Source organism: Streptomyces griseorubiginosus (genome assembly GCF_036345115.1).
Taxonomy (GTDB): domain Bacteria; phylum Actinomycetota; class Actinomycetes; order Streptomycetales; family Streptomycetaceae; genus Streptomyces; species Streptomyces griseorubiginosus_C.
In genome coordinates, this window is the sequence record NZ_CP107766.1 from 5,070,277 (window position 1) to 5,094,531 (window position 24,255).

The 24,255-nt window shown below is 72.2% G+C and carries 21 protein-coding genes; 9 read left to right on the forward strand and 12 right to left on the reverse strand.

From position 1 onward, the window contains the following. Window positions 1-46: 46 nt before the first annotated feature. The 3 genes from OHN19_RS22870 (at window position 47) to OHN19_RS22880 (ending at window position 3,322) form a co-directional block, all read left to right on the forward strand. Window positions 47-907 (forward strand): ABC transporter ATP-binding protein, encoded by an 861-nt coding sequence (locus OHN19_RS22870; RefSeq protein WP_330265963.1) that lies wholly within the window; start codon window positions 47-49, stop codon window positions 905-907. Further along, entirely contained in the window at window positions 904-2,445 is a 1,542-nt protein-coding gene (locus OHN19_RS22875; RefSeq protein WP_330265964.1) for an ABC transporter permease, read from the forward strand. Before OHN19_RS22870 ends, OHN19_RS22875 begins: the two co-directional genes overlap by 4 nt. Before the next feature lie 241 nt (window positions 2,446-2,686). Beyond that, window positions 2,687-3,322, forward strand: a complete 636-nt coding sequence (locus OHN19_RS22880; protein WP_330265965.1) for an ABC transporter — start codon at window positions 2,687-2,689, stop codon at window positions 3,320-3,322. Window positions 3,323-3,698: 376 nt separating this feature from the next. Here the strand turns inward: OHN19_RS22880 and OHN19_RS22885 are convergent, their stop codons facing one another. Together OHN19_RS22885 and mshD are read right to left on the reverse strand one after the other, a co-directional pair. After that, window positions 3,699-4,055 carry a hypothetical protein gene (locus OHN19_RS22885; RefSeq protein WP_330269684.1) on the reverse strand — a complete coding sequence of 119 codons (357 nt, stop codon included), beginning with the start codon at window positions 4,053-4,055 and terminating at the stop codon, window positions 3,699-3,701. Between the two features lie 5 nt (window positions 4,056-4,060). Beyond that, complete coding sequence (mshD, locus tag OHN19_RS22890; RefSeq protein ID WP_330265966.1) at window positions 4,061-4,987, reverse strand: mycothiol synthase; 927 nt, start codon at window positions 4,985-4,987, stop codon at window positions 4,061-4,063. A gap of 147 nt (window positions 4,988-5,134) precedes the next feature. Between mshD and OHN19_RS22895 the strand changes: the two genes are divergently transcribed. From OHN19_RS22895 to OHN19_RS22905, 3 genes are all read left to right on the forward strand, one after another. Beyond that, window positions 5,135-6,934, forward strand: a complete 1,800-nt coding sequence (locus tag OHN19_RS22895) for a bifunctional metallophosphatase/5'-nucleotidase (protein ID WP_330265967.1) — start codon at window positions 5,135-5,137, stop codon at window positions 6,932-6,934. A 70-nt stretch (window positions 6,935-7,004) separates the two neighbouring features. Continuing rightward, the gene (locus tag OHN19_RS22900; RefSeq protein ID WP_330265968.1) at window positions 7,005-8,117 is read left to right on the forward strand and encodes a DUF2993 domain-containing protein; all 1,113 of its coding nucleotides are present in this window, start codon (window positions 7,005-7,007) and stop codon (window positions 8,115-8,117) included. Window positions 8,118-8,568: 451 nt separating this feature from the next. After that, window positions 8,569-10,356: an ABC transporter ATP-binding protein gene (locus OHN19_RS22905; protein WP_330265969.1), complete on the forward strand. Its 1,788-nt coding sequence runs from the start codon at window positions 8,569-8,571 to the stop codon at window positions 10,354-10,356. 75 nt (window positions 10,357-10,431) lie between these two features. Here OHN19_RS22905 and OHN19_RS22910 read toward each other — a convergent pair whose 3' ends face one another. From OHN19_RS22910 to OHN19_RS22950, 9 genes are all read right to left on the reverse strand, one after another. Continuing rightward, on the reverse strand, window positions 10,432-12,195 hold the full coding sequence (locus tag OHN19_RS22910) for an immunity 49 family protein (RefSeq protein WP_330265970.1): 1,764 nt from the start codon (window positions 12,193-12,195) through the stop codon (window positions 10,432-10,434). Between the two features lie 88 nt (window positions 12,196-12,283). Next, window positions 12,284-14,341, reverse strand: coding sequence for a pectinesterase family protein (locus OHN19_RS22915; RefSeq protein ID WP_330265971.1), 2,058 nt, complete (start codon window positions 14,339-14,341; stop codon window positions 12,284-12,286). 79 nt (window positions 14,342-14,420) lie between these two features. Next, the gene (locus tag OHN19_RS22920; protein WP_330265972.1) at window positions 14,421-15,278 is read right to left on the reverse strand and encodes a hypothetical protein; all 858 of its coding nucleotides are present in this window, start codon (window positions 15,276-15,278) and stop codon (window positions 14,421-14,423) included. A 133-nt stretch (window positions 15,279-15,411) separates the two neighbouring features. Next, window positions 15,412-16,857 carry a HAMP domain-containing sensor histidine kinase gene (locus tag OHN19_RS22925; protein WP_330265973.1) on the reverse strand — a complete coding sequence of 482 codons (1,446 nt, stop codon included), beginning with the start codon at window positions 16,855-16,857 and terminating at the stop codon, window positions 15,412-15,414. After that, complete coding sequence (locus tag OHN19_RS22930; protein WP_280898794.1) at window positions 16,854-17,591, reverse strand: response regulator transcription factor; 738 nt, start codon at window positions 17,589-17,591, stop codon at window positions 16,854-16,856. Before OHN19_RS22930 ends, OHN19_RS22925 begins: the two co-directional genes overlap by 4 nt. A gap of 98 nt (window positions 17,592-17,689) precedes the next feature. Continuing rightward, a complete protein-coding gene (locus tag OHN19_RS22935) occupies window positions 17,690-17,881 on the reverse strand; it encodes a hypothetical protein (RefSeq protein WP_330265974.1) in 192 nt (63 codons plus the stop codon). A 28-nt stretch (window positions 17,882-17,909) separates the two neighbouring features. Beyond that, window positions 17,910-19,127 (reverse strand): S1C family serine protease, encoded by a 1,218-nt coding sequence (locus tag OHN19_RS22940; RefSeq protein ID WP_330265975.1) that lies wholly within the window; start codon window positions 19,125-19,127, stop codon window positions 17,910-17,912. Window positions 19,128-19,259: 132 nt separating this feature from the next. Continuing rightward, on the reverse strand, window positions 19,260-20,282 hold the full coding sequence (locus tag OHN19_RS22945; protein ID WP_330265976.1) for a LacI family DNA-binding transcriptional regulator: 1,023 nt from the start codon (window positions 20,280-20,282) through the stop codon (window positions 19,260-19,262). A 119-nt stretch (window positions 20,283-20,401) separates the two neighbouring features. After that, complete coding sequence (locus tag OHN19_RS22950) at window positions 20,402-21,169, reverse strand: response regulator transcription factor (RefSeq protein WP_330265977.1); 768 nt, start codon at window positions 21,167-21,169, stop codon at window positions 20,402-20,404. A 119-nt stretch (window positions 21,170-21,288) separates the two neighbouring features. Between OHN19_RS22950 and OHN19_RS22955 the strand changes: the two genes are divergently transcribed. Genes OHN19_RS22955 through OHN19_RS22965 form a run of 3 tightly spaced genes read left to right on the forward strand, consistent with a single transcriptional unit; the run spans window position 21,289 to window position 23,833 of the window. Then, window positions 21,289-22,137: an alpha/beta hydrolase gene (locus OHN19_RS22955; RefSeq protein ID WP_330265978.1), complete on the forward strand. Its 849-nt coding sequence runs from the start codon at window positions 21,289-21,291 to the stop codon at window positions 22,135-22,137. Between the two features lie 38 nt (window positions 22,138-22,175). Next, a complete protein-coding gene (locus tag OHN19_RS22960) occupies window positions 22,176-22,430 on the forward strand; it encodes a MoaD/ThiS family protein (RefSeq protein WP_123761663.1) in 255 nt (84 codons plus the stop codon). A 2-nt stretch (window positions 22,431-22,432) separates the two neighbouring features. After that, a complete protein-coding gene (locus tag OHN19_RS22965; protein ID WP_330265979.1) occupies window positions 22,433-23,833 on the forward strand; it encodes a hypothetical protein in 1,401 nt (466 codons plus the stop codon). Here the strand turns inward: OHN19_RS22965 and OHN19_RS22970 are convergent. Next, entirely contained in the window at window positions 23,826-24,254 is a 429-nt protein-coding gene (locus OHN19_RS22970; RefSeq protein WP_330265980.1) for a VOC family protein, read from the reverse strand. The genes OHN19_RS22965 and OHN19_RS22970 overlap by 8 nt on opposite strands. Window position 24,255: the final 1 nt, after the last annotated feature.

The following is a 24,255-nucleotide window of genomic DNA, read 5'->3' on the forward strand; positions in this document are numbered from 1 at the left end:
CCTCCACCCAGGGGGACCGCATGACCGACCGCCACGGGAGCACCGCATGACCGACACCGTCTCCGCCTCCGGGCTCTGTCTCCGGTACGGCGGCACCCGTGCCCTCGACGACGTGTCGCTGCGGCTCACGCCAGGTGTGACCGGGCTGCTCGGGCCCAACGGGGCAGGGAAGACGACCCTGTTGCGGGTGCTCGCCACCGCCGTGCCCGCCGACCAGGGCGCCTTCACCGTGCTCGGCCACGACCCCGGCACCTCGCGCGGCCGCCAGCGGGTCCGCCGCTCGCTCGGCTATCTGCCCCAGACCCCGGGCCTGCACCCGGACTTCAGCGCCTTCGAGTTCGTCGACTACGTGGCGATCCTCAAGGAACTCACCGACCGCACCGCCCGCCACCGCGAGGTGCGGCGGGTGCTGGCGGAGGTCGACCTGGGGGACGTGCGGGGCAGGCGCATCAAGAAGCTGTCCGGCGGGATGCGGCAGCGGGTCGCGCTGGCCGCCGCGCTCGTCGGGGACCCCGGCTTCCTCGTCCTGGACGAGCCGACCGTCGGCCTCGACCCCGAACAGCGCATGCGGTTCCGGGAGTTGATCGCCCAGGCCGGAGAGGGCCGGACGGTCCTGCTGTCCACCCACCAGACCGAGGACGTGGCGATGCTCTGCCACCGCGTCCTGGTCATGGCCCGCGGCCGCATCCTCTTCGAGGGCACCCCCGCCGAACTGACCGCCCGCGCGGCCGGCCGGGTCTGGAGCAGCACGGAACGCGCCCCGGGCGCGAAGGCGGGCTGGCGCACCGGCACCGGCTCCTTCCGCAACGTCGGCGACCCGCCCGCGGACGCCGAGCTCCTCGAACCCACCCTGGAGGACGGCTACTTGCTCACCCTGGACGACGTGGGCGCGGAGGCGGCGGCGTGAGCGTGCTGACGGAGACGGCGCCCGACACCGCCGTACACGAAGAGGATCCGCGGCGGTCGTGGGCGGCTGTCGTCCAGCTCGCCCGCTTCGAGGCGCGGGACCTGCTGCGCTACCTCCCGGTGGTCGCGACCCTGCTGCTGTACGTCGGCTGGACCGCCTGGACGCTGTTCCACTCCGAGGACGGCATGGACGCCTTCCCGGCCCTCCAGGACGCCGACCGGGACACCCAGACCGGGCCGCTGCTGCTGGGGATCGCCCTGTTCGTGTGCGTCAACCGGTGCACGCTGCGCTCCCGGCGGCGCGGGACCGACCGGCAGTTCGACGTGCTGGTCATGGAGCCGTGGCGGAGGACGGTCGCGCACGTCCTGTCGGTGGTGCCGTACGCGGTCCTCACCGCGCTGGTCGTGCTCGGCGAGTTCACCCGGCAGGCCCTCAGGCCCGGCGCGGTGGGCCACGGCTCGCCGGCCGAACTGGCCGTGGGGCCGCTGTACGTGCTGCTGTGCGGCGCGCTCGGGGTGCTGCTGGCCCGGCTGGTGCCGAGCGTGTTCGCGGCGCCGGTCGCCGTGATCGGTCTCTTCGTCCTGAGCGTGTTCGTCTCCGCGGGCACCGGCGATGCGCAGTGGTCGCGGTGGCTGTCGCCGGTCGTGGACGAGACGAGCGGCTCCACGGTGCTCCCCTCGGACCTCGTCGGCCGCCCGGCGGCCTGGCACGCGCTGTATCTGACGGGCCTGGTCCTGCTGGTGGCGCTCGGCGCGGTGCTGGTGAGCGGGGGCCGCGGGCGGTATGTGCGGGCCGGTGCGGCGGGTGCGCTGGCGCTGACGCTGGTCGGGGCGGTGGCCCAGTCCGGGGGCGTCTCGCCGCAGCTCTCGGCCGCGCGGGAGCGGGCCTCGGTCTCTCCGCAGCGCGACCAGTCGTGCGTGCGGCGGGACGGCTCGACGTACTGCGCCTTCCCCGAGTGGACCGGCCGCGCGGGCGACTGGGCGCGGGTCGTGGACCGCGTCCGGTCCCTGGCCGGGGGTACGGCAGCCCGGCAGCCCCTTCTCGTACGGCAGCGGGTCGAGGCGCGGTACGGGCTGAGCGGCGACTCGGCGATCCCTCCGCTGACCACGCCGGGGCAGGTGACCGTCGGCACCCGTTGGGGCGGCAACCGGGTCCCCGAGTTCGCGGTCGGGGTCGCCTCCGTGCTGGTCACCGGGGCCGAGTCGAAGGGCGGTGAGCTGTGCGACGGGCGGGTGGTCACCGTCATGTGGCTCGCCCTGGGCGGATCCGCCCATCCACTGGCCGACCTCGCGGACGCCCGCATCGACGACAGCGTCACCGGCGCGGCGACGGTGCTCGCCCCGACCGACGGCCTGTCCATGTCGGCCGCCCAGACCGACGTCGTACGTCAACTGCTGGACCGTCCCCGTGCCGAGGTGACGGCGAGCGTGAAGCGGAACTGGACCGACCTGACGGCTTCCGGGGTCACGACGAGCCGGGTGGCACAACTGCTGGGGGTTGAGGTGCCGGAGGGGGCGAAGGATTGTGCCGAGGAGTGACGGGAGGGGTGAGCTGCGGAGCGAGGGGAGCGGTGAGCGGCGGGGGTTCGGCGTGAGCCGGGGGGACCGGGCCGGGCGTTGGGGTTCTGGCGTGAGTCGCGGGGACCGGGCCGGGCGGTGGGGTTCCGGTGTGAGTCGCGGGGACGGGGCCGGGGCGTGGGGTTCCGGTGGGGGTCGCGGGGACGGGGCCGGGGCGTGGGGTTCCGGTGGGGGTCGCGGCGATGGGGCGGGGTGGTGTGGTGTGAGCCGTGGGCTCGTCAGGGCCGTGGGGCGCACCTTGCCGTGGCGGACGGTCGGCGGCGGGGCCTTCGTGGGGCTGTTGGTCGTCGGGGTGCCGCGGCTGCTGGTCGGGGAGATGGACGGGTGGCTCGGGCTCAACCTCCTGCGGGCCGCCGCGCTCGTCTTCGCGCTCGGGCTGGCCTTCCTCCTGGACGACCCGGCCCGGCAGCTCACCACCCCCGTACCCACCCGGCGTTGGACCCGGACGGGTCTGCGCATCGCGTTGGTGGCCCCGGTCGCCGCGGTGTGGTGGACGGCCGCGCTGCTCCTCGTGCCGGCACAGGCCCGGCCCCCGCTCGGCCCGGTCACCCTGGAGGCCGGGACCACGGCCGCCCTCGCCCTGGCCGCCGCGGCCGCGGCCGTCCGCTTCACGGACGAACCCGAGCCGGGCCCGTCGGTGGCGGCGGGTCTGCTGACCCTCGCCCTCCTCGCCCCGGCCCTGATCCCGTCCCGCTGGGACCTGTTCGTCCCACCCGAGGACCCCTCCTGGACGGCGGCGCATGTGCGCTGGGCCGTCGTGCTGACGGCGGCCGTCCTTGCCGGGGTGGCCTGTGCGCCGGAGCCGGTGCGTGGGTTGCGGGCGCGGGTGGTGTCGTGAGGGGCGGGCGGGGCGGAGCCCGTGGGTGGCCTGGGTGGCGGCGCATGTGCGGTGGGTCGTGGTGCCGGCGGGGGCGGTCCTGACGGGGGTGGCCTGTGCGCCGGAGCCGGTGCGTGGGTTGGGGGCGCGGGTGGTGTCGTGAGGGGTGGGCGGGCTAGAGCCGGTGGGTGGCCTGGGCGGCGGCGCATGTGCGGTGGGCCGTGGTGCCGGCGGGGGCGGTCCTGACGGGGGCGGCCTGTGCGCCGGAGCCGGTGCGGGGCCTGAGGAGAGCGCGCGCGGCAGCGCCGGGTGACGCGTGCTCGGGTGGTGCGGTGCCGGGCGACCGGAGTGACGTGGGTCAGGTGGTGCCGTATCGGGCGACCGCGGGGACGCGGGGTCAAGTGGTGCCGTAGCGGCCCACCGGGCAGCTCCAGCCCCCGCCCGCCGGGTCCGTCCAGAGCGCGACTCCGTCGACGACATCCGCCCGGGCGGGGCGCTCCGTGCCGGGGACGACCGGCAGGCCGATGGCGTACAGCTCGACGTAGGCGTCCGGGATGCGGTCGGCGAGGGCACGGAGGAGCTCGGCCTCGGGGAGCGCCGGGTTCACGCCGAAGCCGACGCCCATCCCGTCCGCGTCCGTCAGCAGCACCTCCACCCAGCCCTCGTCGAGGGGCGAGCAGGACACGGTCGGAGTCGCGGGCGCCCCGGCCGACAGGTCGGCGAGGACCAGCGCCACGAGTTCGCTCAGCCGCATCGGGCTCACGTCTCCGTGCGGTACATCAGGTCCGTCTCGTACGTCGTGAAACCGAGCCGTTCGTACACCGACACCGCCGCCTTGTTGTCGGCGTCGACGTACAGCATCGCCGTGGGCAGCCCCTGCGCGGCCAGGTGGCGCAGCCCGATCGTGGTGAGGGCCTTGCCGAGGCCGCCGCCCTGGGTGCCGGGGCGGACGCCCAGGACGTAGACCTCGCCGAGCTGTTCCGCCGCGTGGACCTTGGTCCAGTGGAAGCCGACCAACTCGCCCTCCCGGAAGGCCAGGAAGAAGCCCGCCGGGTCGAACCAGGGCTCGGACTTGCGGTCGTCGAGGTCGCGCTGGGTCAGGGAGCCCTGTTCCGGATGGTGGGCGAACGCGGCCGCGTTCACCGCGAGCCAGGCGGTGTCGTCCTCGCCGGGGACGAAGGCACGGACCGTCACGTCGGCGGGCAGCACCGGGTCGGGCAGCTCCAGGCCGGCCAGGGGGCGCCGCATCTGCCGTAGCTCGCGGAAGAGGGTCAGGCCGAGGACCTGGGCGAGATGGCGGGCCGCGCTGTGGCCGCCGTGGGCCCACACCCGCAGCCGCTTGCCGGAGGCGGCGAGGAGCGCCGAGCCCAGCGCACGGCCGTGACCGTGGCCGCGGTGCCCGGGGCGGACGACCAGCTCCGCCGCCGGCGCCTCCACCGGGTCGGTGTCCTCCAGCTGCGCGTAGCCGACCAGTTCGTCGCCGACGTACAGGAGCAGATGGGACACGCCCTCGCGTCCGCCGCCCCGCAGTTGCAGCCGGCCCTGCTCGGACACCGCCTGCTGGCCGTCGGCCTGTGCGGCCTCGGTGAGGAGGCCGAGAACCGCCTCGGTCTGGTCCGGGGAGAGCGCCGTGAGGGTCTCGATGGAGCGGGCGGTGCCGGGGTGTGCGATGTCGTCGCTGGTCATGGCTACGAGGGTAAGGGGAGGTCGGGGCAAAGCGGCGGCAAAGAAGCAACCAGGATGTAACCACGAAACCCCTGTCGCGCTACGCGCGTTGACCCTAGGCTGCGCCGGAACGGGGGGCACTCTCACATCCGGAACACAGGGGGGCGCATGCCAGCCATGTCCCAGCAGCAGAACAGCCACAGACGTATGTACCGCCTCGTGGCCGCGGCCGCCGGTCTCGCCACCGTCGGCGCGCTCGCCGCCGCGCTGCCCGCCGGCGCGCACGACAGCCGGCACGGCAAGCCGCTGCCGAGCCGGTACCAGGACGTCCAGCTGCTGTCCTTCAACGACCTGCACGGCAACCTGGAGCCGCCGTCCGGCTCCTCGGGCCGGGTCACCGAACTCCAGGCGGACGGGACCACGAAGACCATCGACGCCGGCGGTGTCGAGTACCTCGCCACCCATCTGCGGGAGGCGCGCAAGGGGAACGCCTACTCCGTCACCGCCGCTGGTGGTGACATGGTCGGCGCCTCGCCCCTCATCTCGGGTCTCTTCCACGACGAGCCGACCATCGAGGCGCTGAACAAGCTCGACCTGGATGTGACGAGCGTCGGCAACCACGAGTTCGACGAGGGCGCGAAGGAACTGGGCCGGCTGCAGAACGGCGGCTGCCATCCCACCGCCGGCTGCTACACCGACAAGAAGTTCGTGGGCGCCGACTTCCCCTACCTCGCCGCGAACGTCCTGGACGAGAAGACCGGCCGGCCGATCCTCAAGCCGTACTGGGTGTGGAAGAAGAAGGACGTCAAGGTCGGCTTCATCGGCGTCACCCTGGAGGACACCCCGGGCGTCGTCTCCGCCGAGGGCGTCAAGGGCCTGAAGTTCAAGGACGAGGTCGAGACGATCAACAAGTACGCCCGCGTGCTCCAGAAGCAGGGCGTGAAGTCGATCGTGGCCCTCATCCACGAGGGCGGCCAGCCCGCCTCGGGCTCCTACAACTACAACTGCGACTCCCCGGGCCCGGGTGACGGCATCTCCGGCCCGATCGTGGACATCGCGAAGAACATCTCGCCGTCCGTGGACGCGCTGGTCACCGGCCACACCCATGCCGCGTACGTGTGCACGGTCCCCGACCCGTCGGGCAAGCCCCGCATGGTCACCTCGGCCGCCTCCTTCGGCCGGCTCTACACGGACACCACGCTGACGTACGACCGCTTCACCGGCGACATCGCCCGTACGTCCGTGAAGTCGGCGAACCACGTGGTCACCCGGACCGTCCCCAAGGCGCCGGACATGACCGAGCTGATCGGCAGGTGGAACACCCTCGCGGCGCCCATCGGCAACCGCGCGATCGGCTACATCTCCGCCGACATACCCAGCACCGGCACCGAGTCGCCCATGGGTGACCTCATCGCCGACGCCCAACTCGCCCACGGCAGGAAGCTCGACGCCGGGACCGACCTCGCGCTGATGAACCCGGGCGGGGTCCGCGCGGGCCTCACCTACGCGGCCAAGGGGACCGAGGGCGACGGCGTGGTGACCTACGCCGAGGGCTTCACCGTGCAGCCCTTCTCCAACACCGTGAACCTCCAGGACTTCACCGGCGCCCAGCTGATCAAGGTGCTCCAGGAGCAGGTGAGCGGGTCGAACGCGGCCTCGCCGAAGATCCTGCTGCCGTCCGCCAACCTCACCTACACGCTCGACCTGACGAAGAGCGGCGCGGACCGGATCGTCGTCGACTCGGTGCGGCTGGACGGTGCGGCCATCGACCCGGCGGCCACCTACCGCGTCGCGACCAACAGCTTCCTCGCGGGCGGCGGTGACGGCTTCACCACCCTGGGCCAGGGCACCAACGACCTCGTGGGCAGCGACGACCTGGCCGCGCTCGTGGACTACCTGACGGCCAACTCGTCGGCGAGCAGCCCGATCGCCCCGCCGGCGGCGAACCGGATCACGGTCGTCAAGTAGACCGTGAGCTGAGTCGCACCGCCCGGGCTGAGGTTGCGGGTGGGGGGCCCACGCATGATCGGATGGATCGATGCGTTCCCCCCACCCCGTACCCACGCATCCCCACCCGTTTGAAGCACCTCCGGCCCCGCCGACCCACCGCCGCACCAAGCGGCGGGGCCGGCGGGGCCGCTTCGCGTTCGCGGTGAAGACGGTCGCCTCCCTGGCCGTGCTCGCCGCCTTCCTCACCCTCGCCGACCGCTGGGCCGTGCTGTACGCCGAGCACCGGGCCGCGGACACCCTCAAGCAGCGGCTACGGCTGACCGCGGCGCCCGAGGTCGAGATCGGCGGCTTCCCCTTCCTGACCCAACTCGCCGACCGGCGCCTGGAGTCGGTGCAGGTGACCGTGCCGGACGTGGCCGCCGACCGGGTCACGCTGGCCGCGGTGTCGGCGACCGGCCGGGACATCCGGCTCGACGGCGACGGGCCGACCTCCGTGCGCGGGGCGCGGGTCCCCGAACTGCACGGTGACGTCCTGCTCTCCTTCGCCGACATGAACCGTGAACTCGGCGCCTCCCAGGTGACGTTCACCGGCGCGGCACGGGACCGGGTCGCCGTCCGCGGCACTCTCCCGGTCGCCGGGCACGATCTGCGGCTGCGGGCCGATGTGCGGGTGGCGCGGGACGGACGGCGGGGGGTGGACACCCGGATCGGCGGGATACGCCTGGACATCGGGGACCTGGCGACCTACCGGCCTGGCACCCGGCCCGCCGAGGGCCTGCATCTGACGCCGGCGTCCGCGGCGGCCCTGGCCCGCGAGACCCGCAAGGCCCGGGCCCTGCTGGCGGTTCCGTCCGTCGTGCGGGCGCTCGGCGTGCCGGACGCGACCGTGCGTGAGGCGCAGCGCTCGGACACCGCGCTGGCCCGGTTGACCGGCCGCCCCGAGTTCGTACGGCAGGCCCTGCGGCTCAACCTCCTCGACCTGGCCCTCGCCCACCCCGAGCTGCTGTCGCGCCTGGGCCTGGACCCGGCGCTCCTCGACGCCCTCTCCCACCTGACCCGCCCGGCCCTGGCCGACCGACTCTCGCTCGCCTTCCAGCTGCCGGAGCCCTCCAGCGGTGAGCTGCGCCTGCGGGACGTGCGGGTGGAGAGGGACGGCATCAGGGTCCGGATCACGGGCTCCGCGCTGGCCGTCGGCTCATAGGGAACGCACATTCAGTCTTATTGAGGTCTAAGGCCGGATCGCCTTTTTGGCGGCGGGAGTGCCGTAGTGTTTTCCATGTCGACAGCGAACGACGCAAACGCAAAGGAGAACACTCCTGAGCCTTGCTGAATCGCCCTTAAGGACTGACACAGGATTTACTTACGTAAATCAAAACAAGTCAAAGGTAATGACAGGGAGAAATTCATGAGCTTCCACAAGATCGCCCCGGTGAAGAAGACCCGCAAGCCCGCTCCGGCCCCGAAGAAGGCTCCCGCGCCGAAGAAGCACGCGCCGAAGCGTCGCCCGGTCGCCCACAAGGGCTGAGGCGGGCCACCGCGAGGCGGGGCCACCGGCCGGCGAGCGTGTCTCGCCCCGGGGGCCCCGCCTCGGCCTGTTCCCGAGCCTGATCCCCACCCGAGCCTGTTTCCGGCCCCGGAAGGAGTCGCTGAGCATGAGGGAAGTCCGTGCGGCCTTCCGCCGCTTCTGGCCGCTGACCCGCGGCGACCGCAAGTGGCTGGCGGCGATCGTCGCCTGCGTGGTGGTGTCCGCGCTCGCCGAGACCGCCGCGATCCTGCTGTTCGCGGAACTCACCGACACCGCCCTCAAGGCCGGTTCGCTCTCCGCCTTCTGGGGCCCGGCCGGAGCCTGGCTCGCCGTCGCCGCGCTCGGCGCCCTCGTCGGCTACCTCGGCAACTCGCTCGCGACCTGGACCGCCGAGAGATTCGTACTGCGCCTGCGCGCGAAGGTCTTCCGGCACGTCCAGGACCTGCCCCCGCACTTCTTCCAGCGGCACCGCCGGGGCGACCTGGTCGAACGCCTCACCGGTGACGTCGAGGCCATCGAGCAGATGGTCGTGTCCGGCGTGGTCGGCACCGTCGCCGCCGCCTTCTCGGCCGTCTTCTACTCGGCGGCCGCCCTGTACCTGCGCTGGGACCTGGCGCTCGCCACCTTCGTCCTCGCGCCCCTGTTCCTGTTCGCCGCGCGCCGCTTCTCCGGCCGTATCAAGGAGGCCTCGCAGGACGAGCGGGTCGCCGACGGCGCGATCACCTCGGTGGTCGAGGAGTCGCTGGGCAACGTCGTGCTGACCCAGGCGTACAACCGCCGCCGCGACGAGGAGGGGCGTCTCGACCGCGAGGCCCGCGCCTGGTTGCGGGCGTCGGTCCGCGGTGCCCGACTCGGCGAGATGTACGAGCAGTTCGTCGAGGTCGTCGAGACGCTCTGCGTGCTCGCCGTGATCGGCCTCGGCGTCTGGGAGATCTCGGCCGACCGCATGACGCTCGGTCAGCTCCTCGCCTTCGCCGCCTTCATCGGCTACCTGTACCCACCGGTCCGCAACCTCGGTCAGCTCGGCCTCACCCTCACCGCGGCCACCGCGGGCGCCCAGCGCCTGAACGAGATCCTGGACGCCGAGCCCTCGGTCTGCGACCCGGCCGAACCCGTCCCCGCGTGGCCGGTGCACGGCTGGGTCGGCTTCCACGGCGTCGGCTTCCGCTACCCGGCGGCCACCAGGGACTCCCTGCGAGACGTCTCCTTCTCGGCCGCCCCCGGCGAACTGGTGATCATCACGGGCCCGAGCGGCGCCGGCAAGTCCACCCTGTCCAAGCTCCTCACCCGCTTCTACGACCCCTCCGCGGGCGTGATCACCCTGGACGGCGTCCCGCTCACCCAGCTGAACCTGGAGTTCCTGCGCGAGCAGATCGCCCTGCTCCCGCAGGAGACGCTGATCCTGCGCGGCACGATCCGCGAGAACATCGGGGCCGGCCGACCCGGCGCGAGCGACGAGGAGATCGAGCGGGCGGCCCGCGCGGCCGCGGCCCACGACTTCGTCACCGCCCTCCCCGAGGGCTACGACACCGGGATCGCCCCCGGCACGGCGGCCCTGTCCGGCGGCCAGCTCAAGCGGATCACCATCGCCCGCGCGATGCTCCGCGCCGCGCCCGTCCTGATCCTCGACGAACCCACCGCCGGCCTCGACTCGGTCGCCGCCCGCCAGGTGGTCCAGCCCCTGCGCCGCCTGATGTCGGGCCGTACGACCATCATGATCACCCACGATCTGAGCCTGGCCCCGGACGCGGACCGGATCCTGGTCGTGGACGGCGGCCACCTGGTGGAGTCCGGCACCCACGCGGAGCTGCTGTCCCAACGCGGCACGTACGCGCGCCTGCTCGGCCCGCTCCCGGAGGAGACGATGGTGCTGCGCAGGCTGCCGGCCGACACCCGGGGTCCCCGCGGCTGCTGAGGCTCCGGCTCCGTCAGCCCCGCTTCGGGCCGGCGACCGCCTCACCGATCTCGAGACCAAGTCGCCCGGTCGGTGTCAGAACGGCTCGGCCGCTCGCAGGATGCGCTCCGGCAGATACGGCGACCGCACCCTGATCTCCCAGCCCCTTCTGCGGGCATGGCAGGTCAGGGCCAGCAGGTCGACGCCGAGGGCGGCGTCGGGGCCGGTCGCGCGGTCGCCGACGGCGTAGTGGTCGCGGTGGGCCGCCAGGGCGTCCAGGAGGGCCAGGTTGAAGCTCTCCGCGTCGCCCTCCACCAGCTGGGAGAACAGGACCGCGGGCGGCGGCAGGACCCCCTGCTCACGGGCCTTCTCGGCGTCCCGCAGCGCCTGGTCGGTGGCCGGCTCGGGATCCTCGCCGCGCAGATAGGTGTGCAGTGCCCGCCGGTAGGAGGCCGTCAGGGAGCGGTCCGGCCCGACCCGCTCCGGCCCTGCCAGCACCAGCGGCGCCAGATGCTCCCGCCGGCCCGTGATCAGCGCGAGGTGCACCGCCCGGTGCCACGCCCCCGCCCCGGCGTCCTCGTCCCGGCAGGCCGGGAACGTCACGGTCGCCCCGTCGATCGTCACCGCCACCTCGCTCCCCGGCTCCGCCAACGTGGTCCGGAACAGCGCCGCCCCCAGCTCGGCGGCCAGCCGCAGGTTCTCCAGCTGGGCGTCGCTCGCGTCGGCCGCCTGCCCGGCACGGGCCTTGAAGAGCAGCTCCTGGTAGGTGAGGGCGTACGCCAGCTCGAAGGTGTCGAGCGACTTGCCCGGCACCGGGGTGATGGCGTCCCGCGTGTACTGCTCGAACTGCTCCTCACTGTCCGGATGCAGCGGACGCGGCTCCAGCGGTCGCCCGAACTCCACCACTCCGGCGACGAGTTCGGCCACCGCGTCGGGGCGCCGGTCCCGGCCGTAGGGGCCCACCCGAGGCGGCGCGGCATCGAAGCCGATGACCAGCGCGTCCGGCAGATAGTCGGTGTCGGCGGCCGGCGGCCACCCCTCGTGCCGGTACGCCAGCGCCGTCAGCGCGATCGGCAGCAGCGGGAGCAGACTGCCCGGCCGCGCTCCGGGCCCGGGGGTCTCGGACAGCGGCCGCAGCAGTCGTACGACCGCATCGCCGAACCCCTCCCGGTGGCCCGCCGCGAGCGCGCGCAGCGCCTGGAGGCCGATGCCGTACGGCTCGTCGGTGAGCTGCTCGCCGGTCTCGGCGGCGAGGGCCCTCACCCGGTCGAGTGCCGCGTCGAGCGCGGCGAGCTTCTGCTCGGGCGAGGGCGGAAAGGTGACGTCCTCGTCGGCGGTGTCGCCGAGGACGTACGCTAGGAAGCCGTTGATCAGCTCGGCGTCGGGCCGCCCCGAACGGCCCTGTTGGGGTGTCTCGCGGGCGAAGTGGAAGGCCTCGCCGTGCCATTGGGTCTTCTCGACGAGGATCGCCAGGCAGAAGGCGTCCAGCCAGGTGGCCGCCGTGACCGGCTCGGGGGTGCCGCCGGGTTCGCGGTCGTAGACGATGCCCCAGTTCGGGTAGGTGAGGAAGACCTCGAAGTGGTCGCGGGGGAAGTACGCCGCGTACGCCACCGCGCCGGCCGCCGCCTCCGCCGCGTCCTCCAGGACCGCCTTCGCCTCGGGCGAGCGGAGGTCGGGGGCCCGCACCGAGAGCGCGCCGAGGTACTCGACGAACTCCTGGGCGATCAGCCACCACTCCCGCGCCGTCACCGGGCCGGCCTTGGCCATGGAGTGGACCTGCGAACCGATCCTGTTCGCGAAGTCCTCCCGCACCGCCGAAACGGCCGCCTCACCGACCCGATGCCTGTCGATACGCACCATGTCCCGCTCCCCCGTCCGACCGTCGATCTACGGAAACCAGCGTAGGTCGAGGGTCTGACAGAGGAGCGGAGGTCCGGGAAACGGCAGGTCAGGACGCGGTCGGGGTCCAGTCGCCCAGCCAGTCCGCGATCTCCTGGCCGGTGGCCTGCGCGTCGGTCAGCTGGGGCCGGTTCGCGGAGGCCGCGCCCGAACCCGCGCCGGTGTTCTTGTACTCCGCGAACCGGTCGTCCTTCCACGAGAAGCCGCTCATGTCGGTCCACGGCGTCGACTTGATCGCGGCGCTCAGCGAGGTGTTGCGGACCGTGGTCTGCGGGTCGAGGCTCGCGTCGCCGCCGGCGTGCCAGGGGCGCCCGAGGTAGAAGCTCGCCGCGGAGACGTCCCCGTTGACCGTCGAGTTGGCGATCAGGATGCCCTTGCGGTTCGCGACGGTGCTGGGCGCGGTGACGTAGCCGGCCGAGGAGCCGTCCCAGCGCTTCTTCAGTGTGATGACGGACTTGTCGATCACGGCGGTGGCCCGCCCGAAGATGAAGTCGACGTTGCCGATGACGTAGGAGTTCGTCATGTAGACGCGGCCCAGCTTGTCCTTGGCCGCGGTGTCCAAGAGCAGCGTGTCCTGGTCGCCGCTGACGATGACGCCGTCCAGGAACACCTTGTCGGCGGCGGTGCGCAGCGCGACGGCCTGCTGGGCGATGTTCTGATGGGCCTTCTCGTCGAAGTCGTTGGAGATCGTCAGGTTGCGGGCCTGGAAGTCGTCGGCCTCGACGGCGACGGTGGCGCTGCCGCCGGTGCCGTAAGTGCCCGAGCCGTCGGGCTTCGGCGTGCCGGACGCGTTGTTGTAGACGATCACCGTGTCGTTGCGGCTGCCGCCCGAGCCCTGGATGGTGACGTGCGGCTTGTTGGAGGGCACCTTGACGAGTTCGCGGTACGTCCCCGGCTTGACCGAAATGACCACGCGCGAGGGGTTGCCCGCGGGCACGGCGTTCACCGCGGCCTGCACGGTCGAGTACTGCCCGCTGCCGTCCTTGGCGACGGTGAGCGTCGTGGCCGCGGCGGCCTTCGTCGTGGCGGTCGTCGTACCGATCGAACTGCGCGGCCCCGCACCGGACTTGAGCAGGGCGGGGACGTCCGCCGTCTTGTCGAGGGTGTACGCGTAGAAGCTCTTCGGATCGAAGGCCGTACCCCCGCTCTCGTTGCGCCCGCTGGTCCCGACGAAGGTGTTGCCCTTCTGGACGATGGTCGCGGTGCTGTCCTTGATGACGGGGTTCTTGACGCCCTGGAACCAGGAGTTCTCCAGGACCATCCTGGTCGCGCCGCGCGAGTAGTTGCCGTAGGAGGAGTTGATGTCCGTCCCGGCCACGTCCTCGAGGAAGTTGTTGTAGAGGTGCGCGTGGGCGGCGTTGTCCGTCGACGGGTTCCGTTGCTCGGTCTCGCGGATCCAGTTGTGGTGGATGGTGATGTCGGTGACGACGTTCTCCGTCCAGCCGATGCCGAACGCCTTGTTGTCCTGGCTGAGTTTGTTCCAGGAGACCGTCACATAGGTGCTGTCCTTGCGGACGTCGATGAGCCCGTCGGCCATGTGCCGCAGGTCGTTGTGGTCGATCCACACGTGGTGGGCGCCGTCCATCTGGATGGCGTCGAAGTCGTGTTCCTTGTCGTTCCACACGCCCTGGTACGCGTCCCGGATGGTGAGGTTCCGGATGATCACGTTGTGCACACCGGCGCCGAGGAAGAACCCGCCGCCGACGATCTGCCCGGAGGTCCCGGACCCGACGATGGTCTTGTCCGAGGCGACCTTGATCTCTTTCCCGACCGGGTTCATGTCGATGGTGGCCGCGACGACGATGACGTACGGCTCACTCGCGGTCGCGTACTTCTCCAGATCGGCGAGCGTCCTCACGGTGACGATCTGGCCGTCCCGGCCGCCGTAAGTGCCGCTCTGCCCGAGGGCGTTGACCGACGCGAACCCGTCCGCGGTGGCGGTGGCCCAGGCGGGAGCGGCGGCGGGGGTGGCGGCGGACGCCGGGGACTGCGCGCCCGGCACCAGCCCGTAGCCCATGACGCCGGCGGCGCTCAGAGCCAGGGGAACACCGACGACGAGGGCCGTCTTCCTGCGGCGATGGCGCGCTTTGCCACTGATCTCACTCATGCGCAATCCGTTCCGTGCGGGGGGTAGGGACCGCAGAGCAGTCGCCGCCCCCGCACGGAAGGTTGCCGCGCGAACGCGCCTACTTGGCGCAGGACTTCGGGTCCAGGTTTTCCTGCCACTTGTCCTCGCGGCCGTCGGGCTGGCCGTTCGGGAGGAGTTTGTCGGAGGTGCCGTCGATGTAGTAGCCGTAGGAGTAGATCGTCTTCCAGCTCGCGTCCCGGCCGCGCCAGGTGTGCGTGGTGACCTCGCCGTCGCCCTTGTTCCACTGGTAGTCCTCGACGTAGAACACCGGGTTCACGCGGACCACCCGCTGGTACGGCGTCCAGGTCGTCGCCACCTGGGTGCACGGCGGGATCGACTTCTCGCTGCGCCGCTCGAAGGACGAGGTCTTCTCCCAGCCCCACTCGTAGCCGGCGCTGCCGCCCACGGTGCCGGAGAAGATGCTCTTGGCGAGGGACAGGCTGATGCTGCCGCCGACGCTCTTCTTGGCGAACGTCTTGGTGCTGTAGCCGCTGACGAAGGTCACCTTGTCCTCGGTCGTCCCGTGGTTGCCGGTCCACTCCGAGGTGCGCACCGGCTCGCCCTTCACCGACCAGGTCGAGGCCTGCGCGTACCCGCACCAGCCGCGGAACAGCTCCCACGGCCCGGCCGGCACCCACAGCCCGACCACGTCCCGCAGGTACTCGTCCCGCGTCTTGAACTCGCCGGTGTCGACGTTGAGCGCGCCGTAGACCCCGGTCAGGCTGGTCTCCTGACTGCACAGCCGGTCCAGCATGACATCGGTGTTCCCGGGGTCCACGCCCCGGACGTTGTGGGCCCCGCCGGGACCGGCGGCCTGCGCGGCCCCGGCACCGGCCAGCAGGGCGGTGACGGCGAGGGCCGCGGACGCGGCGGCGAGGGCGCTCTTCTTCAGAGTCGATGTACGAAGCAAACGCATGGGGGGTTCTTCACTCCTGAGTGCTGAGGACAGACGCGTGGGGCATCTGTGCGACGACTCAGGAAGCTGGCAGAGAACCCGTGAGTAGGGTCGAGAACGCGTGAAGGTTGACAGGACATCGACAGCTTCAAGGTCACTGCGCGGCGACGGGAGCCTCCGGCGGCGGAGTGGGCGCCCCCGGAAGCCGTACGGTCGCGATGGTGCCGCCGCCGTCCGCGGGGCCGAGAGCGACCTGGCCGCCGGCCTCCTCGACCGTGCGGGCCACGATGGACAGGCCGAGACCGGAGCCGGGGAGCGCCCGCGCCGACGGGGAGCGCCAGAAGCGGTCGAAGACGTGCGGGAGTTCCTCGGCGGGGATGCCGGGGCCGTGGTCGCGGACGGTGAGGACACCCTCGCTGAGCCTCACCTCGATGGTGCCGCCCTCGGGGCTGAACTTCACCGCGTTGTCGAGGATGTTGACGACGGCGCGCTCCAGCGCGGCCGGTTCGGCCCGGGTGTACCAGGGCTCCAGCGAGGCGTCGATGGTCAGTTCGGGGCCGCGCAGACGTGCCCTGCGCAGGGCCGCCTCGACGGTGTCCTCCAGGGACACCACCTGCACGCGTTCACCGCGCTGCCCCTCCGACCGCGACAGCTCCTGCAAGTCGCCGATCAGGGCGGCCAGTTCGGTCATCTGTGCCTTCACCGAGGCGAGCAGGGCCTTGCGGTCGGCCTCGGGGAGGGGGCGGCCGGTCTCCTCGCTGCGGGTGAGGAGCTCGATGTTGGTGCGGAGGGAGGTGAGCGGGGTGCGGAGTTCGTGACCGGCGTCGGCGATCAGCTGCTGCTGGAGCTCGCGGGAGTTGGCGAGGGAGCTCGTCATCGAGTTGAAGGAGCGGGACAGCCGGGCGACTTCGTCCTCGGCGGCTTCCTCGACGGGGATGCGGATGCTGAGGTCCTCCGTCCGGGCCACGTGTTCCACGGCCTCGGTGAGCTTGTCCACGGGACGGAGGCCGGCACGGGCCACGGCGAGGCCGGCGGCCCCGGCACCGAGGACTCCTACGCCGGAGACGAGGAGGAGGATGAGGGCGAGTTCGTTGAGGGTGGACTGGGTGCCCTTGAGGGGGGTCGCGAGGATGAGGGCGACACCTCGGGAGTCGTTCGTGTCGACACCCAGGTAGAGAGTGAGCACCCGGACCGAGTTGCCGTCCTCGTCGGTGCCGTTGCGGAAGGTCCCGACATCATCCTTCGCGCTCTTGATGACGTCCTTGTCGCTCTGGGTGACCTGGACCGTGCCCCGGGAGTTCGGGTCGACGCAGGGCTCGCCCACCTCCTTGATCGCCTGGACGTACTCGTTCCGGTCCAGGAACGTCTGGGGGTGGTCCTGTGGGCTCTGGGTGCAGTTCGCCAGCAGTGCCTTGACCGTGCCGGGCCTGCGCACCATGTCCTTCAGGGTGCCGTCCGCCTGGTCGTACAGCTTCCCCTGCACGATGAACCAGCACGTCACCGACACCGCCGCCACCGCGAACGCCACCGCCGCCGCCACGAGCAGGGCCAGCCGTGACCGGATCGGGAGGGACCGGTACCGGCGTACGAGGGTCTTCACTCCGCCCCGCCCTGCCGCAGCACGTACCCCACACCCCGCACCGTGTGCACGAGCCGGGGCTCACCGCCCGCCTCCGTCTTGCGGCGCAGGTACATCACGTACACGTCCAGCGAGTTCGACGACGGCTCGAAGTCGAAGCCCCAGACCGCCTTCAGGATCTGCTCCCGGGTCAGCACCTGGCGCGGGTGGGCCATGAACATCTCCAGCAGGGTGAACTCCGTGCGGGTCAGTTCCACCGGCCGCCCCGCCCGGGTGACCTCGCGCGTCGCGAGATCCATGCGGAGGTCCGCGAAGGTGAGCGCCTCGTCGTCCTCGGCGGCCGTCGCCCCGGCCGCCGCCGCGTAGGAGGACCTGCGCAGCAGCGCCCGGACCCGGGCGAACAGCTCGTCGAGTTCGAACGGCTTGACCAGGTAGTCGTCGGCGCCCGCGTCGAGCCCGGTGACCCGGTCGCCGACCGTGTCGCGGGCCGTCAGCATCAGGATGGGCGTGGTGTCGCCCGCGCCGCGGATGCGCCGGGCGGCCGTGAGTCCGTCCATGCGGGGCATCTGGATGTCGAGGACGACCAGGTCGGGCCGGTACGCGGTGGCCTTGTCGAGGGCGTCGGCCCCGTCCACGGCGACCTCCGTGTCGTAGCCCTCGAAGGCGAGGCTGCGCTGGAGTGCTTCGCGCACCGCCGGCTCGTCGTCGACGATCAGGATGCGCTGGGGGTCACGGTCGCCTTCGGCGGGGCTCATGGCTTCGGATTCCTCGGGTGCGGTGGGACGGCGGGGAGCTGACGGCTGAACGCTTTCAGCCTCGCATGGTTCCCGCCCGGTGCGGCAAGGGCGCGGGGTCAGCGGGCGGCGCTGCGGCGGCGGGCGCGGCCCGCGCTCGACCCGCGGCGGGCCACCGTCGTGGCCACCGCCGTGGCCGCCACCTCGGGCGCCCGCGGCACCGGAGCGTGCAGTTCGTACGCCACTGCGAGGGCCAGGGCGAACCCGGCCGGGTCGGCGCCGGCCACCGTGTGCGGAACCTGCTTGATCATGACGTACTCCCTACGGGGGTGGAGGAGCTCAGTTGTCGGTGCCGCCGGCCCGCAGTGTGGCCAGGTCGGACTTGACGGTGTTGATCGGGATGGAGAACCCGAGGCCCTGGCTGCCGGCCTCCGAGGAGTCCGAAGTGGACGAGTACATCGCCGAGTTGATGCCGATGATGTTGCCGTTCATGTCGATCAGCGCGCCGCCGGAGTTGCCGGGGTTCAGGGAGGCGTCGGTCTGGATCGCCTTGTACGTCGTCGTCGAGGAGCCGGTGTCGCCGTTGAACTGCTGGCCGCCGAACTCGAACGGCCACCGGCCGTCGCCCTGACCCTGGTTCTGCTGCTGGCCCTCTTCCGTGGACACGGTGACGTCCCGGTTGAGCGCGGAGACGATGCCGCTGGTCACGGTGCCGGTCAGGCCCTCGGGGGAGCCGATCGCCACGACCTGGTCGCCGACCTGGACGCCGTCGGAGTTGCCGAGGGTGGCCACGGTCAGACCGGAGGCGTTCTCCAGCTTGATGAGGGCGAGGTCCTTCTTGGGGTCGGTGCCGACGACCTGCGCGGTGTAGGTCTTGCCGTTGTTGGTGCTCACCTTGATGGAGGAGGCGCCGGAGATGACGTGGTTGTTGGTGATGATCTCGCCGTTGCTGGTGATGATCACGCCGGAGCCGGTGGACTCACCCGCGTTCGAGGTGGCATTGATCTCGACGATGCTCGGGCTGACCGCCTTGGCGACGCCGGCGACCGTGCCCTTGGCGGAGGACGGCACCACGCTGGTGCTGGTGCTGCTGGAGGTGACCGTGTCGTTGCCGGTCAGCTCCTGGATGCCGTAGGCGGTGCCGCCGCCTATCGCCGCGGCGACGATCGCGACCGCGGCGAGCAGGGCGAGGGGGCCGCGGTTGCGGCGCTTGGGCGCGGGGGCCGGCCCGGCGGGGGGCGCGGTGAGAAGAGCGGTTCCGCCGCCGTTGCCGTCGCCGCCGTAGGAACCGCCGCTGCCGTACGAACCGCTGCCGCCGTACGAACCGGCGGCGAAGGCGGCCGGCTGCTGGATCGGCGCCGTGGGCTGCGTCTGCTGAGTGGGCTGCGTCGGCTGCGTCGGCTGCGTGTGCTGCGCGGCCGGGGCAGGCTGCGCGGGCGGCTGGGCCGGCGGGGGCGGCCACTCCGGGTTCACGGGCGAGGAAGCGTGCTGCTGGGCGCCCTGGTGGGGGTTGTCGTACTGCTCGTACTCGCCGTCGCGGCGGAAGCTCTCGGTCATGTCAAAAAGCTTGTCGCGCGACCATGAGAGCTTGCTGAGTGCTCCCTGAGAAGCCCGGCAGAACCTCGTATGCCCGATATAAGGCCGCCGCTGGCACTCCGGCCAGGGGTTCTCAGACGGTCTTCAGGAAACTCACTCGCACCCGCAGGACCGCCGTACCACCAGACGCGAGGGGAACACCTTGACCCGCTCGCGGCGGGAGCCGGCCACCCGCAGCCCGTCGTCCAGGACCAGGTCCACCGCGGCCCGGGCCATCGCCGAGCGGTCCGAGGCGATGGTCGTCATCGGCGGATCGGCGAGCGCGGCTTCCTTGATGTCGTCGAAGCCGATGACGCCCAGCTCGCCCGGCACGTCGATGCGCAGCTCCCGCGCGGCCCGCAGCAGGCCGATCGCCTGGTCGTCGGTGGAGCAGAAGATCGCGGGCGGGCGCTGCGGCCCGGCGAGGATCTCCAGCCCCACCTTGTAGGCGTCGTAGCGGTTGTACGGCGCCTCGAAGAGCCGTCCCTCGGTGGGGAGCCCGGCCTCCTGCATGGCCTGCCGCCAACCCTCGACGTGGTCGGAGACGGGGTCGCCGACGGAGGGGGTGTCGGCGGTGCCGCCCATACAGGCGACATAGGGGTAGCCGTGGCCCAGCAGGTGCTCGACGGCGGTCTTGGCGCCGGTGACGTCGTCGAGGACGACGGCGACGTCGTCGATCGCCTCCGGCCGCTCGTGCAGCAGGACGACCCGGGCGTCCCAGGCCTCGATCTCGGCGGCCGCGTTGTCGTTCAGGGCGTGCGAGACCAGGATCAGGCCGGACACCCGCATCCCGAGGAACGCGCGCAGATAGTGGACCTCGCGCTCGCCGATGTAGTCGGAGTTCCCGACGAGCACCATCTTCCCGCGCTCGGACGCGGCCTGTTCGACCGCGTGCGCCATCTCCGCGAAGAACGGCTGGCGCGCGTCCGGCACGATCAGGCCTATGAGATCCGTGCGCCGGGACGCCATCGCCTGGGCGACCCGGTCGGGCCGGTAGCCCAGTTCCTTGATCGCGGCGAGGACACGCTCGCGCGTGGCCGGGGCAACCGGCCGGGGTCCGTTGTTGATGACATAGCTGACCACCGCGGTGGACGTCCCCGCGAGTCTTGCCACGTCATCCCTGGTTACCTTGGCCACGCGCGGAGTCTACGCGGATGGACCCGCTCTGGGCAGGGCGTGAAGGAGGTCCCCGTACCCCCGCCGAGGGGCTCGCGGGCGTGCTGCGGTACGGGAGCCTTGCCCATGCGCGGGACCCGCTACGCCTCTACGTCCTCGAGGGCGGCGCTCTCGTCCGCATCCTCCGGCTTTGCCCGGTCCGCCTTGGCCTTCGCCTCCTCGGTGATCCGGTCGCCCTTCTCGGGCGTAACGAATCGATAACCGACGTTCCGGACGGTCCCGATCAGCGACTCGTGCTCGGGGCCGAGCTTGGCGCGCAGCCGTCGTACGTGCACGTCGACCGTTCGGGTGCCGCCGAAGTAGTCGTAGCCCCAGACCTCCTGGAGCAGCTGCGCGCGCGTGAAGACGCGGCCAGGGTGCTGGGCGAGGTATTTGAGGAGCTCGAACTCCTTGAAGGTGAGGTCGAGGACCCGGCCCTTGAGCTTCGCGGAGTAGGTGGCCTCGTCGACGGACAGGTCGCCGTTGCGGATCTCCATGGGGGAGTCGTCGTTGACGATCTGCTGGCGGCCCATGGCGAGCCGCAGCCGCGCCTCGACCTCCGCGGGGCCCGCGGTGTCGAGGAGGACGTCGTCGATGCCCCAGTCGGCGGTGACGGCGGCGAGGCCGCCCTCGGTCACGACCAGGATGAGCGGACAGCCCGGTCCGGTGGAGCGCAGCAGCTGGCACAGGCTGCGCACCTGGGGCAGGTCACGGCGTCCGTCGATGAGGATGACGTCGGCACCAGGGGTGTCGACGAGTGCGGGGCCTTCCGCCGGAGCCACGCGCACGTTGTGCAGGAGCAGGCCGAGGGCCGGAAGCACCTCCGTCGACGGCTGGAGGGCGTTGGTCAGGAGCAGCAGAGAACTCATACGTCTGGTTCCTCCTCGGTCCCGGCGAGGTCATGGCTTTCGTATACGGGGGTATCCGAAAGCACAAAAGGACCCGGGGGCTGCGTTGCCCGAGTCCTCTTCCGACGAGAATAGCCCACATGAGCATTGATCCGGCAGGTCGTGTGGTGCGTTCCACGGCTCGTCCGCACTCTGAGACGCGCAGACACACACCTATACGGACGTTTCTGCACACCGACGACGGCGTGACGATCGATTCCGTATACGATCCGCCCTCCTTCGTATACGACTCCTCCCGGCCACCTTCCCGTGACCTGGTGTTCGTCGTCGCGCACGGTTTCACGGGCGATGTGGATCGTCCGCATGTTCGCCGGGTGGTGGAGGCCCTCACGCGGTACGGCGCCGCCGTCACGTTCTCCTTCCGCGGTCACGGGGCCTCCGGCGGGCGCTCCACGGTCGGCGACCGCGAGGTGCTGGACCTGGCCGCCGCGGTGGCGTGGGCCCGCGAGTTCGGCCACGCGCGCGTGGTGACCGTCGGCTTCTCCATGGGCGGCTCGGTGGTGCTGCGGCACGCGGCGCTGTACGGGCCGGAGACCGGCGCCCACGCGGACACGGTGGTCTCGGTCAGCGCCCCGGCCCGCTGGTACTACCGCGGTACGGCCCCCATGCGCCGGCTCCACTGGCTGGTGACCCGTCCCGCGGGGCGCCTGGTGGGCCGCTACGGCTTCCGCACCCGCATCCACCACCGCGAGTGGGACCCGGTCCCCCTCTCCCCGGTCGAGGCGGTCCCGCGGATCGCGCCGACGCCCCTCCTCATCGTCCACGGCGACCGCGACGGCTACTTCCCCCTCGACCACCCGCGGATGCTCGCGGCGGCGGCCGGGGACCACGCCGACCTGTGGATCGAGCCGATGGGGCACGCCGAGCACGCGGTCGGCGACGAGCTGCTGGGCCGGATCGGGGACTGGGCTGTCACAGCGGGCGGCTAGCCTGGGGCGCGTACACCATCGATCGATTGAGGAAGCGGATGCCAAAGGTCACGGTGCGCTACTGGGCCGCCGCGAAGGCCGCGGCCGGTCTCGCCGAGGAGCCGTTCGACGCGGCCACGCTCGCCGAGGCGCTGGACGCGGCGCGTGAGCGACACCCCGGTGAACTCGTGCGCGTCCTGCGGCGATGCTCGTTCCTCGTCGACGGTGACCCCGTGGGCACCCGCGGACATGAGACGGTACGGCTGGCCGACGGCGGCACGGTCGAGGTGCTCCCGCCGTTCGCAGGAGGGTGACGATGACGAACCAGCCGTACGAGGGCTACGACCAGTATCCGCAGCAGGGCTGGCCGGCCCACGCGGACCAGGGCCACGAGGACCCGCAGTCCGCCCAGCAGCACACCCAGCAGTGGCAGGGCCAGACCTGGGAGACCCAGATCCACACCCCGCTCCAGGCGCCACCGGAGACGGCGTACCTGCCGCAGCAGGGGTACGACGGCGACCCCCGGAACTACGGCACGCCCCAGGGCGCGGGCGGATACGGGGCCGCAGCGCAGCCGACTCCGGGATCGGGTGGGTACGGATCCGGGCAGGCGGCTCCGGGATCGGGTGGGTACGGGTCCGCGCAGGCGGCTCCGGGATCGGGCGGGTACGGCTCCGCGCAGGCGGTACCCGGCTCCGGCGCCTATGGCTCCTCGCAGGCGGCTCCGGGCGCCGACGCATACGGCCCCGCGGCGGCTCCCGGCCCGGCGGCGTACGGTTCCGCGGCGGGTTCCGGCACCGCTGGTCACGGTCCTGTCGGCCCTGCTCCCGCCGGTGACGGCACCGCGCCGGTGGGTGCTGGTGCCGGTGCCGGTGGCGCCCAGCCGCTCCCCGCCGCCCAAGCCTCCGGCGCCGCCGCCCCCTCCGGCTACGGGCCCGCCACCCTCGCCGGCAACTCCCGTGTCACCGATGCCCAGCGTGCCCGGCTCGAAGGCCGGTCCCCGGTCATCGAGCCCGGTATCCAGCCGGCCGGGCTCACCGCGCTCCTCGGCCTGCTGCTCTCCGGTACGGCGGCCGTCGGGTCGTACGCCCTCCTCGTCCCCCTCGTCCTCCTCCAGGCGGTCACCGCGGCCGGCTGGTTCCGGCTGAACGGCATGTGGCCCGCCCGGCAGGGCATCGCGCTGGCGTTCCTCGGCGCGCTGGTCGCGGACGCGGCGCTGCTGGTGGCGGGCCGCTCCAACGGCCCCGCCGCGATCCTCGGCACCCTCGGCGTGTGGGTCCTGCTCAGCCTGGTGATGCAGCTCCGCTCGCACGCCGACCCGGACGAGCGGATGTACGGCCTGATGGCGACCGTCGCCTCGGCGGCGCTGGCGATCGTGGCGACCGGGTATCTCGCGGCCGACCCCGACGCGGTGTCGGTCGGCGCGGCCGCGGTGGCCGTGGCCGTCCTGGCCCGCGCGCTGCCCCTGCCGACCCCGGCCTCCGTGGCCGTCGCCCTGCTGGCCGCGGCGGGCGCGGGCATCGCGGTCGGCGGGATGACGGGCCTCGGCGCGAAGGGCGCCCTGCTCGGCGCGGGCGCCGCGGTGTGCGCGCTGGTCGGCCACCGGGTCGCGAGCTATGACTACCCGTCCCGCTTCGTGCACTTCACGGCGGGCGTGGCCCTGCCCCTGGCGGCGGCCGCTCCGGCGGTGTACGTACTGGGCCGGGCGATCAGCTAGGCGTCTCGACCCAGAGGCAGAACGGGTGGCCGGACGGGTCGTACAGCACCCGTACGTCGTCCTGCGGCTGGTGGTCGGCGACCCGCGCCCCTCCGGCGACCGCCCGCGCGGTATCGGCCTCCAGGTCGTCCACCTCGATGTCCAGGTGCAGCATCATCTGCTGGTCGCCGCGCTTGCGGGTGGGCCAGACGGGCGGCACGTACCCGGGTTCGGTCTCGAAGGCGAGGGACGTGCCCGCGGTGCCGGGCGGCGGGCCGATGAGCACCCAGTGCGGCTCCTCGGCGCGCACCACGTACCCGAGCAGGCGCTGGTAGAAGGCGGCCAGTTCGTGCGCGTCGTGGGCGTCGAGGACGACGGTGGACAGCCTCGCGGACGGGGACGTGGAGGCCTTCCTGCTGCTCGCGCTCGCGGAAGAGGACATG